This is a genomic window from Micromonospora sp. NPDC047187, from assembly GCF_040643355.1.
Classification (GTDB): domain Bacteria; phylum Actinomycetota; class Actinomycetes; order Mycobacteriales; family Micromonosporaceae; genus Micromonospora; species Micromonospora salmantinae.
In genome coordinates, this window is record NZ_JBEYUF010000001.1 from 502,236 (window position 1) to 515,198 (window position 12,963).

A 12,963-nucleotide genomic window follows, 5' to 3' on the forward strand; every position below is an offset into this window, starting at 1 on the left:
GACATGGCAACCAGTACCGTCACCCCGCCACGTCACGACCCGAAAGTCAACATCGCACTTCGCAACTTCGCTATCTCGATCACGGTCTTCAACATCCTCGGCTTCACCGTCCTCGGCTTCGAGCAGCCCTGGACCTGGCCCCTCATCGCGGTCTTCGCCGGCTACACGATCGAGATCGCCCTGGAGGCCATCGGTGCCCGCGTCGAGGGCCGAGCCCCGCGATTCAGCGGCCGAGGGCTGCGCGGGCTGATCGAGTTCCTCTATCCGGCGCACATTACGAGCCTCGCGCTCAACATGCTGATCTACGTCAACGACCAGCTCTGGACGATGCTCTTCGGTGTCGCGGTCGCCATCGGCGCCAAGTGGGTCCTGCAGGCCCCCATCCGGGGCCGGATGCGGCACTACATGAACCCGTCGAACTTCGGCATCGCGGTGATCCTGATGGTGTTCCCGTGGGCCAGCGTCGCACCGCCCTACCACTTCACCGAGTACATCTCGGGCTTCTGGGACTGGCTGATCCCGGCGATCATCATCGTCGGCGGCACGATGATCAACGGCAAGCTGACCGGTCGGATGTGGCTGATCATGGGCTGGCTGTCCGCATTCGCTCTGCAGGCGATCGTGCGTGGGGTGCTGCTCGACACGTCGATCCCGGCGGCCCTGGGCATGATGACCGGCGTCGCGTTCGTGCTGTTCACCAACTACATGGTCACCGACCCGGGCACCTCACCATCGGCGCCGGCCGCGCAGGTGGCGTTCGGTGCCAGCGTGGCCGTGGTCTACGGCCTGCTCACCGGCTTCGGCATCGCGTACGGCATCTTCTTCGCCACCGCCGCCGTCTGCCTCATCCGCGGCGGCTTCCACTGGACCCTGCACTTCATCGAGAAGTCCAAGGCGGACCGGGCACCCAGCCTCGACACGGCCGCGATGCCGGTGCCAGCGAGCACCGGCAACGGCAACGGCAAGGAACACACCGGCAAGGAGGTCGTCCCCGCATGACTCGTGTAGCGATAGTCGGCATGGCGTGCCGCTATCCGGACGCCACGTCACCCCGGGAGCTGTGGGAGAACGCCCTCGCCGGGCGGCGCGCGTTCCGCCGTCTCCCCGACGAGCGGATGCGGCTCGAGGACTACTGGGACCCGGACCCGAACACGCCCGACAAGTTCTACGCCCGCAACGCCGCCGTCATCGAGGGGTACGAGTTCGACCGGATCGCCTACAAGGTCGCCGGGAGCACCTACCGCTCGACCGACCTGACCCACTGGCTCGCCCTCGACATGGCCGCGATGGCCCTGGCCGACGCCGGCTTCCCGATGGCCGAGGGACTGCCCCGGGACCGTACCGGCGTGGTGGTCGGCAACACCCTGACCGGTGAGTTCACCCGCGCGAATCAGCTGCGGCTGCGCTGGCCCTTCGTCCGGCGCATGGTCGCCGCGGCGCTCAAGGACCAGGACTGGGACGACGACCACCTGATGACCTTCCTCGACTCGTTCGAGGCGACCTTCAAAAGTCCCTTCCCGGAGGTCGACGAGGACACACTGGCCGGCGGGCTCTCCAACACCATCGCGGGCCGGATCTGCAACCACTTCGACCTCAAGGGCGGTGGCTACACCGTCGACGGCGCCTGTTCGTCGTCGCTGCTGTCGGTCGCGACCGCCAGCAAGACCCTCATCGACGGTGACGTCGACGTGGCCGTCGCCGGTGGTGTCGACCTGTCGATCGACCCCTTCGAGATCATCGGGTTCGCGAAGACCGGCGCGCTGGCGACCGGTGAGATGCGCGTCTACGACCGTGGGTCGAACGGCTTCTGGCCGGGCGAGGGCTGCGGGATGGTCGTCCTGATGCGCGAGGACGACGCTCGCGCCGCCGGCCACCGCATCTACGCCACCATCGCCGGATGGGGGATCTCCTCCGACGGCAAGGGCGGGATGACCCGACCCGAGGTCAGCGGCTACCGACTCGCGCTCGACCGGGCGTACGAGCGCGCCGGCTTCGGGATCGAGACGGTCGGCCTCTTCGAGGGACATGGCACGGGTACGCGGGTCGGTGACGCCACTGAGTTGACCGCGCTGTCCCTCGCCCGTCGTTCCGCCGACCCGACCGCGGCTCCGGCCGCAATCGGTTCGATCAAGGGCATGATCGGGCACACCAAGGCCGCCGCCGGTGTCGCCGGCCTGATCAAGGCGGCGCTTGCCGTGCACCACCAGGTGCTGCCCCCGGCCATCGGCTGCGTCATGCCGCACGAGATCCTGGCCGACGACAACGACCCGGCGCTGCGCGCACTGCGCAAGGCGGAGCCGTGGCCCGACCTGCCGAACGTCCGGGCCGGGGTCACGGCGATGGGCTTCGGCGGCATCAACACGCACATCGTGCTCGAGGGTGGCCCCTCCCGACGTCGGCGCGGGTTCGACAGCCGGACCAGCCGGCTGGCCTCCTCCGGCCAGGACGTCGAGCTGCTGCTGATCGACGCCGCCTCCCGGGAGAAGCTGCGGGAGCGGCTGGACAGGCTCGTCGAGTTCGTCGACGGCGTCGCGTACGCCCAGCTGGGCGACCTGGCCGCGACGCTGCACGGGGAGTTGCGCGACCTGCCCTACCGGGCGGCCGTCGTGGTCTCGTCACCGGCCGACGCGGTCGCGCGGCTGCAACGTCTCTGCGCCGTACTGGACGCCGGCGAGACGAGCCTGGTCAGCGCCGACGAGCGCTGCTTCCTGGGCCACGTCGGCGGTCCGGGCCGGATCGGCTATCTCTTCCCCGGGCAGGGCTCGGGGCAGGGGACGAGCGGCGGTGCCCTGCGCCGCCGGTTCAGCGAGGTCGACGAGGTCTACACCAAGGCGGCCCTGCCCACCTCGGGCGACATGGTCGCCACGACGGTGGCCCAGCCCCGGATCGTCACCGGCTCGCTGGCGGGCCTGCGCGTGCTGTCGGCGCTCGGCATCGAGGCGACCACCGCGGTGGGGCACAGCCTCGGCGAGATCACCGCCCTGCACTGGGCGGGCGCGTTCGACGAGGACGCCCTGCTGCGTACCGCGATGGTCCGTGGCCAGACGATGGCCGAGCACAGCTCGTCGGGGACGATGGCGAGCATCGCGGCGGCACCCGAGGCGGTCCGGCCCCTGCTGGCCGACCTGCCGGTCGTCATCGGTGGCTTCAACGGTCCACAACAGACGGTGATCGCCGGCACTGCCGAAGGGATCGAGGAGGCCTGCCGCCGCGCCGGCGAAGCGAGCTTCGCCACCACCCGGCTGCGCGTCTCGCACGCGTTCCACTCACCGCTGGTGGCACCGGCCGCCGACGCGTTCGGCGATCGGTTGACCGATGAGCAGTTCGACCCGCTGTCGCGCCGGGTGGTGTCGACGGTGACCGGCGATGTCCTCCCGGTCGACACCGACGTGCCGGCCCTGCTGCGCCGCCAGATCACCGACCCGGTGCTCTTCACCCAGGCGGTGGCCTTCGCGGCGAAGGACCTCGACCTGTTCATCGAGGTCGGCCCCGGTCGGGTGCTGGGAGCGTTGGCGACCGCGGCGACGGACGTGCCGTCGGTGTCGCTCGACACCGATGACGAGTCGGTCGCCGGTCTGCTCAACGCCGTCGGTGCCGCGTACGTCGTCGGCGCGTTCCGGGTCGACGACGGGCTGTTCCAGGGTCGCCTGACCCGGCCGCTGCAACTCGGGGCGAAGTTCAGCTTCTTCGCGAGCCCCTGCGAGGCCGCGCCGCCGCTGACAGTGCAGCCCGTGCGGCGGGCCGTCGAGGCGAAGAAGATCGAGGCCGACACCGACGCCTCCGAGCCGCCGCTGCACCTGCTGCGTCGGTTGGTGGCCGACCGCGCCGAGCTTCCGATCGAGATGGTACGCGGCGAGAGCCACCTCCTCGACGATCTGCACCTCAGCTCGATCACTGTGGGACAGGTGGTCAACCAGGCCGCCCAACTGCTCTCGGTGCCGAGTGCCCAGACGCCGACGAACTTCGCCGTCGCCACGGTAGGGGAGTTGGCCCAGGCGTTGGAAGACCTGGCCAGCTCCGCCGGGGAGGGTAACGCGGCGACGGCGGCCACTGTGGCCGGTGCGGCCGCCTGGTCCCGGGCGTTCTCCGTCGACCTCGACGCCCTGCCGCTGCCACCGCGCGTCGAGGTGGAGGCCAACGGCCCCTGGCGGCGCTGGTCGCGAGACGGCGACTCGCTCGCCGAGTCTCTGCGGCAGGCGTTGGAGCACGGCGGCGTCGGTGGCGGGGTTCTGGTCTGCCTGCCGGCCGACTGCACCGAGGCCGACCTGGCGCTCGCACTGGACGGGGCCAAGGCGGCGATCGCCGACAAGCAGCGCGACCGGTTCGTGGTCGTGCAACGTGGTCGGGGCGCCGCCGGGCTGGCCAAGTCGCTGCGGTTGGAGATGCCCCGGATCCGGACCACCATCGTTCGCGTACCCGCCGACTTCGACGACCCGGCGTTGCTGGTCGCGGAGGTGGCCGCCACCGGGCGGTTCCACGAGGTGCGCTACGACGCCGACGGCGTGCGGCTGGTGCCCACCCTGCGGGCGATGCCGGTGCGACCGGCCCGGGAGATCATGCCGCTCGACGCGTCGGACGTGCTGCTCGTGACCGGCGGTGGCAAGGGCATCACCGCCGAGTGCGCGCTCGCCGTCGCGCAGGACACCGGCGCGGCGTTGGCAGTGCTCGGTCGCAGCGACCCGGCGACCGACGCGGAGTTGGCCGCCAACCTCGACCGGATGACGGCCGCCGGGGTGCGCCTGCACTACGCCCGCGCCGACGTCACCGACCCGGCGCAGGTCAGGACCGCGGTCGACGGCGTACGCCAGAAGCTGGGCCCGGTGACGGCGGTCCTGCACGGTGCCGGCCGCAACGAGCCGGCGACCCTGGCCAACCTGGACGCGGCGGCCTTCCGGGCGACGTTCGCCCCGAAGATCGACGGGCTGCGCGCCGTCCTCGACGCCGTCGAGCCGGGCGCGCTGCGGATGCTCGTCACCTTCGGCAGCATCATCGGCCGGGCGGGACTGCGCGGTGAGGCGCACTACGCGACCGCCAACGACTGGCTGGCCGAAATCACCGCGGACTTCGCGGCGGCGCACCCCGAATGCCGGACGCTCTGCCTGGAGTGGTCTGTCTGGTCCGGCGTCGGCATGGGCGAGCGGCTCTCGGTCGTGGAGGGTCTGCAGCGGGACGGGATCGTCCCGATCTCGCCCGACGAGGGCGTACGCCTGATGCGTCGCCTGATCGCCGACCCCGACGCCCCGCCGGTGGTGGTGATCAGTGGCCGCACCGAGGGCATCGACACAGTGCGTCGGGAGACGCCGACGCTGCCGCTGCTGCGGTTCGTCGGCACGCCGCTGGTGCACTACCACGGTGTCGAACTGGTGACCGAGGTCGAACTCAACGCCGGTACCGACCTGTATCTCGCCGACCACCTGCTCGACGGCAACCTGCTGTTTCCGGCGGTGTTCGGCATGGAGGCCATGGCGCAGACCGCCACCGCGCTCACCGGGCGCGCTGAGGTGCCGGCGATGGAGGACGTCGAGTTCCTCCGGCCGATCGTGGTACCCGTCGACGGCAGCGCCACGATCCGGATCGCGGCGGTGGTGACCGGCGACGAAGACGTCGACGTCGCCATCCGGGCCGCCGACACCGGCTTCGCGGTCGACCACTTCCGCGCGCGGCTGCGCTTCGGCGACCGCGGAGAACTCGACGGCCCACCGGACGAGACCGGCGCCGGCCTACCGCTGGTGCCCCTCGACCCGGCCACGGACCTGTACGGGGGCATCCTCTTCCAGGGCCAGCGGTTTCAGCGGCTGCGCGGCTACCACCGGGCGGCGGCACGGCACGTCGACGTCGACGTGTCAGCGGTCGCGACCGACGACTGGTTCGCCAGCTTCCTCGGCGGTGACCTGCTGCTCGGTGACCCCGGAATGCGGGACGCGCTCATGCACGGCCTGCAGGTCTGCGTACCGCACGCGACGCTCCTGCCGGCCGGCATCGAACGCGTACACGCCGCTGGCCCGGTCCTCGCCGACAAGGGTGAGGCCCGGTTCACGGCGACCGAGCGCAGCCGCGACGGCGACACCTACCTCTACGACATCGCCGTCCGCACGCCGGGCGGCGAGGTGGTGGAACGGTGGGAGGGCCTGCGCCTGCAGGCGGTGCGCAAGGGCAACGGGCGCGGCCCGTGGGCGGCGCCGCTGCTCGGCCCCTACCTCGAACGGTCGCTCGACGACCTGCTCGGTGCCCAGGTCGCGGTGGCGGTCGAGCCACACGGCTCGGACGACCCGCCCCGACGCGCCATGACCGGCCTCGCGGCCGGACGGGTGTTCGGCCGCCCGGTCGAGGTGCGCTACCGGCCCGACGGCCGGCCGGAGATTGACGACGACCGGGTCGTCTCGGCGGCACACGGTGCCGGTGTGACCGTCTGCGTCGGCGGTCGGGGGGTGCTGAGCTGCGACATCGAGGCGGTCTCCGAGCGCGACGCGGGGACCTGGTCGGCGTTGCTCGGCCCGCACGACGGCCTGGTCGGCCAGCTCACGAGGGACACCGACGAGGACATCGACACCGCGAGCACCCGGGTCTGGACGGCGATCGAGTGCCTCCGCAAGGTCGGACTGCCGGTACAGACCCCGATCACGCTGAGCGCGGTCGGTCCGCACGGCTGGCTCACCCTGGCCTCCGGCACACTGCGGATCGCCGTGCTCGTGACCCGGCTGCGCGACCACGCCGACCCGGTCGTCGTCGCGGTGCTCACCGACGGGTGGTCGCTTCGATGAGCAAGTACTTCGAGTACCCCCACACGGTCGGCTTCGAGGAGACCAACCTCGTCGGCAACGTCTACTACGTCAACTACCTGCGCTGGCAGGGGCGGTGCCGGGAGATGTTCCTCAAGCAGCGGGCACCGGACGTGCTGGCCGACCTGCAGGACGACCTCAAGCTCTTCACTCTCAAGGTCGACTGCGAGTTCTTCGCCGAGATCACGGCGTTCGACGACCTCTCGGTCCGGATGCGGCTCGTGGAACTGGCGCAGACCCAGATCGAGTTCGGCTTCGACTACGTGCGGCTCGACCCGGACGGCGGCGAGACGCTCGTCGCCCGAGGTCGGCAACGGGTCGCGTGCATGCGTGGCCCCAACAACCGGACACTGCCGGCGCGGGTACCGGAGGCGTTGGCCCGCGCACTCGAACCGTACGCAAACGGGGAGGCGAGATGAGCGACGAACTGCTCACTCCGAGCGAGGTGGCCGGATCGAAGCTGTTGCGGCGGGCGTTCGGGACGTTCGCGACAGGCGTCACCGTCGTAACGGTCGGCGGCGCCACACCACACGGCATGACGGCCAACTCGTTCGCGTCGGTCTCGCTGGACCCGCCGCTCGTGCTGGTCTGTGTCAGCCGCGACGCGATCATGCATCAGATCCTCACCGAGGCCGGCACCCTAGGCATCTCGGTGCTCGGGCACCGGCAGGAGAAGGTGGCACGCCACTTCGCCGATCGGTGGCGGCCACTGGGGTTGGCGCAGTTCGGCTCGGTCGAGTGGACGCCGGGCAGCGTCACCGGCGCCCCGCTGATCGACGACGCGGTGGCTCACTTCGAGTGCCGGGTCTGGCGGACGTACGACGGCGGTGATCACACGATCTTCCTGAGCAGCGTGGTGTCGCTGCGCTGGGAGAGCACCGGTGACGTGTTGGTCTTCGTCAACGGGCAGTTCCGCGGCATGACCGAGCCGGCGCAGGTGCCCGAGCCGAGCGAGGCGGCGACATGACACTCACCGCGTCGCGGCGGCGGCCGCCCGGACCACCGTTCTGGGCGGCGCCGAAGCTGCTGTGGAAGCTCGGCCGGGACCGGCTCGGGCTGATGTCGTCGGCAGCCGACACCTTCGGTGACGCGGCCCGCATCGCGATCGGCCCGAAGGTTCTCTTCTTCTTCAACCACCCCAACCACGCCAAGCATGTGCTCGCCGACAACCCGGACAACTACCACAAGGGCGTCGGGCTGGCCCAGGCCAAGCGGGCCCTCGGCGACGGGCTGCTCACCAGCGAGGGCGATCTGTGGCGCAAGCAGCGACGGGTGATCCAGCCGGTGTTCCAGCCCAAACGGATCGCCCGGCAGGCCGACGTGGTGGCCGAGGAGGCCGGTCGGTTCGTGGACCGGTTGCGTGGCCACGTCGGGCGGGGTCCGGTCGACATCGCGGGCGCCGCCACCGGGCTCACCCTCGGTGTGCTCGGCCGTACCCTGCTCGACGCGGACCTCGGCGGGCTCGGCGACGTTGGCGGGTCCTTCGAGGCGATGCAGGACCAGGCGATGTTCGAGATGGTCACGATGAGCGCGGTGCCGATGTGGGTGCCGCTGCCGCACCAGGTGCGGTTCCGCCGCGCCCGTCGTCACCTGCAGACGGTTGTCAACGAGTTGGTCGAGGCGCGCGGCGGCCGGCTCGACGGCGACGACGCCCTGAGCCGGCTGATCCAGTCGACGAACGCCGAGCCCGACGTCGCGGTCGGGCAGCGGCGGTTGCGCGATGAGTTGGTCACGCTCTGCCTGGCCGGCCACGAGACGACGGCCAGCACCCTGAGCTGGACGTTCCACCTCCTCGACGAGAACCCGGCCGTCTGGGAGCGGCTGCGGGCGGAGGCGCTGTCGGTGCTCGGAGACCGACAGCCGACGTTCGACGACCTGCACCGCCTGCGTTACACGGCGACCGTGATCGAGGAGGCGATGCGTCTGTACCCGCCGGTGTGGATGCTTTCCCGCATTCCGCAGAAAACGGACACCATCGGCGGGTACGACGTGCCGGCCGGGGTCGATGTGTTGATCTGCCCGTACACGCTGCACCGTAACCCGGAGTTCTGGCCGGAGCCCGAACGGTTCCGCCCGGAGCGGTTCGACAAGGACGGTACGGCCTCGCGACCCCGGTACGCCTACATCCCGTTCGGCGCCGGCCCGCGGTTCTGCGTCGGCAACAACCTGGGGATGATGGAGGCGGCGTTCGTGGTCGCGATGGTCGCGCGGGAACTGCGGCTGGCCAAGGTGCCGGGATACCGGGTGGTGCCCGAGCCGATGCTGTCGCTGCGGGTTCGCGGCGGGTTGCCGATGACAGTGCACGAGGCATAGCGGGATCGGATCGGAGCGAACTGCGGCTCCGCGAGGGCGTCCCCTTCACCGTGGTGGCCCTCGCGGAGCCGCAGTTTGCGCGGTTGGCGCCCGACTCACGTCTGGGCCTCAGGCGCTCATTTGAAGAGAGTCGGCGCCATCGACGTACCGCTCCGGGCCGTCCTGCTGCTGTCGGTATGCCTCCCGGGCGGTGCGGGAGGCGCTCGTCTGGTGAGTCACCGCAGTGCTGTTGTGAGTTCGGCGGCGTTGTCGAACGCGGGTGCCGCCCTTTCGGATTCGTCTTCCGTGAGCGTGACGGACTGGGCGCGGGCCAGCATCTCGGCCGCGGTCTTTGGATCGTGCAGCACCATCGCGAGTTCGGCGCGGTAGACCAGGACCTCGACCTGCTCGACCGGGTCGTCGTCGGCTTGCGGGCGGGCCAACGCGCTGTCGAGGATCCGAACGGCCTGTCCGACGCTTCCCCTGGAGTCCGCCTGCACGACAGCATTCGCTAGGGCCTTGGCCAGCCGCCCGGCAGGCGTGGCGGCCGGCATGGGCGCGGTGGCGGCGTCCCGAAAGACGCGGATCCAGTTGCCGCCCGGGTCGATGACGCTGAACCCGCCCAACCCGTCGGCGTTCTTCCGCGCCCTGGGCCGGGTCATCCGCGGCGTTCCGGACACCAGTACCTTGCCGTACGCGGCGCGCATGCCGGCCGCGAATGCCCGATGGAGTCCCTCGACGTCCGCGGTGAGTACCAGGCAGGAGCCATAGGACTGCTCCGGGTCGAATCCGGCGATCTCGAAGAACTGCAGACGCAGGTCTTCGCGCTGCACCCCCACACACGAGTAGGGCTTGCGTTGCTTGTACGTGGTGCGGAAACCGAGAACTCCGTAGAAGGCCTCGATGTCGTCAATGGATGCGCACGGCAGCAGGGGAACGGTCACCTCGTTGGTCATGCCTCCTTCCTAGGCGTCGCAGGGTGTCCGTCGCACATAGAAATAGCCGATCATCGCCTTTGGCTGTCCGATCGGCTGATGACTCAGAAGCCCAACGCCGCCCGGCCGAGCTATCGACGGTGCCTTCCTGCCTGCCAGCTGTCCCGCCAAGTCGTTGGTGGGGGGTCGGGCGATCAGGCGGATTGCCGGCGGCGGTGTAGGCGGGAAGTTGGGCGGGGATACCGAGGTGGACGGTGATGCCGAGGATGCGGGACAGGCCCAGGGCAGCAGCGCGAGCTGGTCATTCCACACCGTCAGCGCGCGTTCCAGGCCCACTACCGAGACCGGGGCGGACAGCACGCCGAGGGGCACACCCGCGGCGGTGAGGGTCAGCCCGAACGGCGCTTCGGCGGCGCAGGCCGTACCGGTCCCGCAGGATTACGGCGACGGCAACGAACAGCCAGCAGAACGCCGCGAACGCGACGGTGACGTACGCCGCGCGCAGACTCGGCGCAGTCCAGAAGGCGAACCAGTAACCGCCCGGTCCGCGCCCGGCGAGTACCGCCAGCAGCAGCACGCTGCGCAGCAGCGCGACGCCACCGACCACGGCCCACAGGTGGAACGGATCCCGCCGACCGACGACGAGGCGTACGACGACTGTGAACAGCGCCCACCCACCGAGGGTGACCAGCAGGTGCGCCGGCGCGGCGAACCAGGTCAACACGAGCCGGCTCGCCACCAGCACCACGGCCGGGATCAACCACACCAACACCCGGTCCGCCCGCGTCACGGGCGTCGGCAGCGCGGCGACCCGCCACGGCCGGAGCGCGCCGAGCAGCAACCCGCGCGCGGCGGCTGAGCCGAACCCGCGCCCGTACAGGCCGAGCAGCACCACCAGCAGGATCGACCCGAGCAACGCCCGGGCCGCCCAGGCCATCGCCGGGTCCCGGTCGGCGCGCCGCGCCCCGAGGTCGGCGGCGGTGAAGTTGTACGCGGGCAGGTCCACGTCGGCGCCGTAGCGCTGCCGGTGCGCGTCGCGCGCGTCGTGGTACGCCGCCGCGGCCAGCCGCCAGTCACGCCCGCGCAGTTCGGCGTCCCGCCAGGTCGCCGGTTCGGTCGCGGCGACCAGGTCGCGCATGCGCCGGGCCAGCACGACGGCCTGCGTGCCCTCCTCGATCGCCTCGTCGACGCGGCCGCCGGTGACCGCGTAGATGCTGTCCAGCGCCGCGGAGTCGCCGGTCGGGATGTCCCACTCGAAGATCCACATCATGGGCGGCGGTTCCAGCCCGAGCGCCCGCACCGACCGGTCGGCGTACGGACCGATGTAGAGGCCCTTGGTGACCGCCTGCCGGGACAGCGCCATGGCCTGCCCGATCGCGGCGACGGTGCCCGGGTCGCCGGAGAACGTGCGGTACGCCCAGTCCGGGCCGTGATCCGGACATGAGGCGGACGAAGCGGCGCGGCAGGCAGCTATGACATAGATGGGATTACATGTCTAGCGTGAACTCAGGTATGAAGGCCGAAGGCACGTCTCGGTGCTGATTCCTGAGAAGGAGCGACAGATGAAACATGCACTGCGCCGCCTACGAACGGGGGCGGTCGCGCTCGCTGCCTGCTCACTTGGGCTGAGCCTACTGTCGGTACCCGCCGCCGAGGCGTACTCGGTTGCCCCTCTCGCGCCACAATCCGAGCGAGCACCGGAATCGAACCAGTTCTCGGCAGAGGGTGTGACCACGATCGGTGAACTCCGCACCGTCAACAGCTCGCTGTCCTACGCCCCCAACGGCGGGACACAGATCATCCAGCACCCCGGTGCCACCTACGTCAAGGTGCACTTCAGTTCACTGCGACTGGCCCAAGGCGACTACGTCACCGTCTCGAGCCGCGACGGCAAGGAGAGCTACCGGTACGACCGCCACCTGAACCGGGCGACCGGTTCGGACTACACCACCGACGGACAGCCGGGTTTCTGGGCGATGTCGGTGGAGGGCGACACCGCCGTGGTGACACTGCACAGCAGCCGCCCCTCACGTGTCAGCGCCGCCACCATTGACCGGTTCTGGCGCGGATACGACCGCACGGAAATCGCCGCGCACAACTTCTCCACCCAGTCCGTGTGCAGCACCGACGCCCGCCGGGACGTGGTCTGCTACCAGAACAGCCACCCCACCGAGTACGCCCGTGGCAGGGCGGTGGCGCGGCTGCTGATCAGCGGCGGTGGACTGTGCACCACCTGGCGGGTCGGCAACACCAACCGGATGCTGACGAACAAGCACTGCTTCTCGACGCAGTCCGCCGTGAGCGGCAGCGAGATGCAGTTCAACTACCAGTGCGCCACCTGTGGCGGCGCGAATCCCGGCGCCGGCACCAAGGTCAGCGGTGCCACCCTCTACAGGGTGAGCAGCGGCGGCTCCAACCAGCTGGATTACGCCCTGTTCTCGGTCAACAACTTCGCCGCCATCCAGGGGTTCGGCACGCTGTACCTGGCAACCACCGCCACCAGCACCGGCACCCGGATCTATGTCCCCGGGCACGGTGACGGCACCGCGAAGCGGCTGTCGATCTACGAGGACACCCAGAACGGCGCGACCTGCGCCGTCCGGAACGCGAACTACAACACCTGGAACATCAGTTACAGCTGTGACACCTCCGGCGGCAACTCGGGTTCACCAGTGCTGAACGCCAGCCACCGGGTGATCGCCCTGCACCACCTCGGCGGTTGTCCGTCGAACCAGGGCGCGAAGGCGCACCTGATCTACAACGAGATCGCCAGCCTGATCGACAACGGCTGAGACGGTGGGCCGCCGATGCGCGCTCTGCGCCTTGGCGGCCCATCGGCGTCCTCGCCACTCGACCTCGGCGACCGCTGGGGGTGCCGGTGAACATCGTCGCCGACGTGCAGACAGTGCTGGGCAGGCGTCGCCGGACGACGCCGCGCGTCGATGACGTCGAACGTG

At 70.4% G+C, this 12,963-nt stretch carries 8 protein-coding genes; 6 read left to right on the forward strand and 2 right to left on the reverse strand.

All coding sequences use genetic code 11. From position 1 onward, the window contains the following. The first annotated feature begins 3 nt into the window (after positions 1 to 3). Genes ABZ794_RS02110 through ABZ794_RS02130 form a run of 5 tightly spaced genes read left to right on the forward strand, consistent with a single transcriptional unit; the run spans position 4 to position 9,092 of the window. Entirely contained in the window at positions 4 to 999 is a 996-nt protein-coding gene (locus ABZ794_RS02110) for an enediyne biosynthesis protein (RefSeq protein WP_238688396.1), read from the forward strand. Then, entirely contained in the window at positions 996 to 6,761 is a 5,766-nt protein-coding gene (locus ABZ794_RS02115) for a type I polyketide synthase (RefSeq protein ID WP_210780574.1), read from the forward strand. Before ABZ794_RS02110 ends, ABZ794_RS02115 begins: the two co-directional genes overlap by 4 nt. Beyond that, a complete protein-coding gene (locus ABZ794_RS02120; protein ID WP_210780573.1) occupies positions 6,758 to 7,198 on the forward strand; it encodes an acyl-CoA thioesterase in 441 nt (146 codons plus the stop codon). Before ABZ794_RS02115 ends, ABZ794_RS02120 begins: the two co-directional genes overlap by 4 nt. Beyond that, positions 7,195 to 7,746, forward strand: a complete 552-nt coding sequence (locus ABZ794_RS02125; RefSeq protein ID WP_210780572.1) for a flavin reductase family protein — start codon at positions 7,195 to 7,197, stop codon at positions 7,744 to 7,746. The genes ABZ794_RS02120 and ABZ794_RS02125 overlap by 4 nt, the downstream gene beginning before the upstream one ends. Then, complete coding sequence (locus tag ABZ794_RS02130; protein WP_210780571.1) at positions 7,743 to 9,092, forward strand: cytochrome P450; 1,350 nt, start codon at positions 7,743 to 7,745, stop codon at positions 9,090 to 9,092. Before ABZ794_RS02125 ends, ABZ794_RS02130 begins: the two co-directional genes overlap by 4 nt. 215 nt (positions 9,093 to 9,307) lie before the next feature. Here ABZ794_RS02130 and ABZ794_RS02135 read toward each other — a convergent pair whose 3' ends face one another. Next, positions 9,308 to 10,027 (reverse strand): VOC family protein, encoded by a 720-nt coding sequence (locus ABZ794_RS02135; RefSeq protein WP_210780570.1) that lies wholly within the window; start codon positions 10,025 to 10,027, stop codon positions 9,308 to 9,310. A gap of 280 nt (positions 10,028 to 10,307) precedes the next feature. Further along, positions 10,308 to 11,369, reverse strand: coding sequence for a hypothetical protein (locus ABZ794_RS02140; protein WP_210780569.1), 1,062 nt, complete (start codon positions 11,367 to 11,369; stop codon positions 10,308 to 10,310). 364 nt (positions 11,370 to 11,733) lie between these two features. Here ABZ794_RS02140 and ABZ794_RS02145 point away from each other — a divergent pair, with 364 nt between their 5' ends. Continuing rightward, a complete protein-coding gene (locus tag ABZ794_RS02145) occupies positions 11,734 to 12,798 on the forward strand; it encodes a serine protease (protein ID WP_307850419.1) in 1,065 nt (354 codons plus the stop codon). Positions 12,799 to 12,963: the final 165 nt, after the last annotated feature.

Coding starts and splice junctions, on each gene's coding strand:
- ABZ794_RS02110 (WP_238688396.1), top strand. CDS start 4: ATGGCAACCAGTACCGTCACCCCGCCACGTCACGACCCGAAAGTCAAC.
- ABZ794_RS02120 (WP_210780573.1), top strand. CDS start 6,758: ATGAGCAAGTACTTCGAGTACCCCCACACGGTCGGCTTCGAGGAGACC.
- ABZ794_RS02135 (WP_210780570.1), bottom strand. CDS start 10,027: ATGACCAACGAGGTGACCGTTCCCCTGCTGCCGTGCGCATCCATTGAC.
- ABZ794_RS02115 (WP_210780574.1), top strand. CDS start 996: ATGACTCGTGTAGCGATAGTCGGCATGGCGTGCCGCTATCCGGACGCC.
- ABZ794_RS02140 (WP_210780569.1), bottom strand. CDS start 11,369: ATGGCGCTGTCCCGGCAGGCGGTCACCAAGGGCCTCTACATCGGTCCG.
- ABZ794_RS02130 (WP_210780571.1), top strand. CDS start 7,743: ATGACACTCACCGCGTCGCGGCGGCGGCCGCCCGGACCACCGTTCTGG.
- ABZ794_RS02125 (WP_210780572.1), top strand. CDS start 7,195: ATGAGCGACGAACTGCTCACTCCGAGCGAGGTGGCCGGATCGAAGCTG.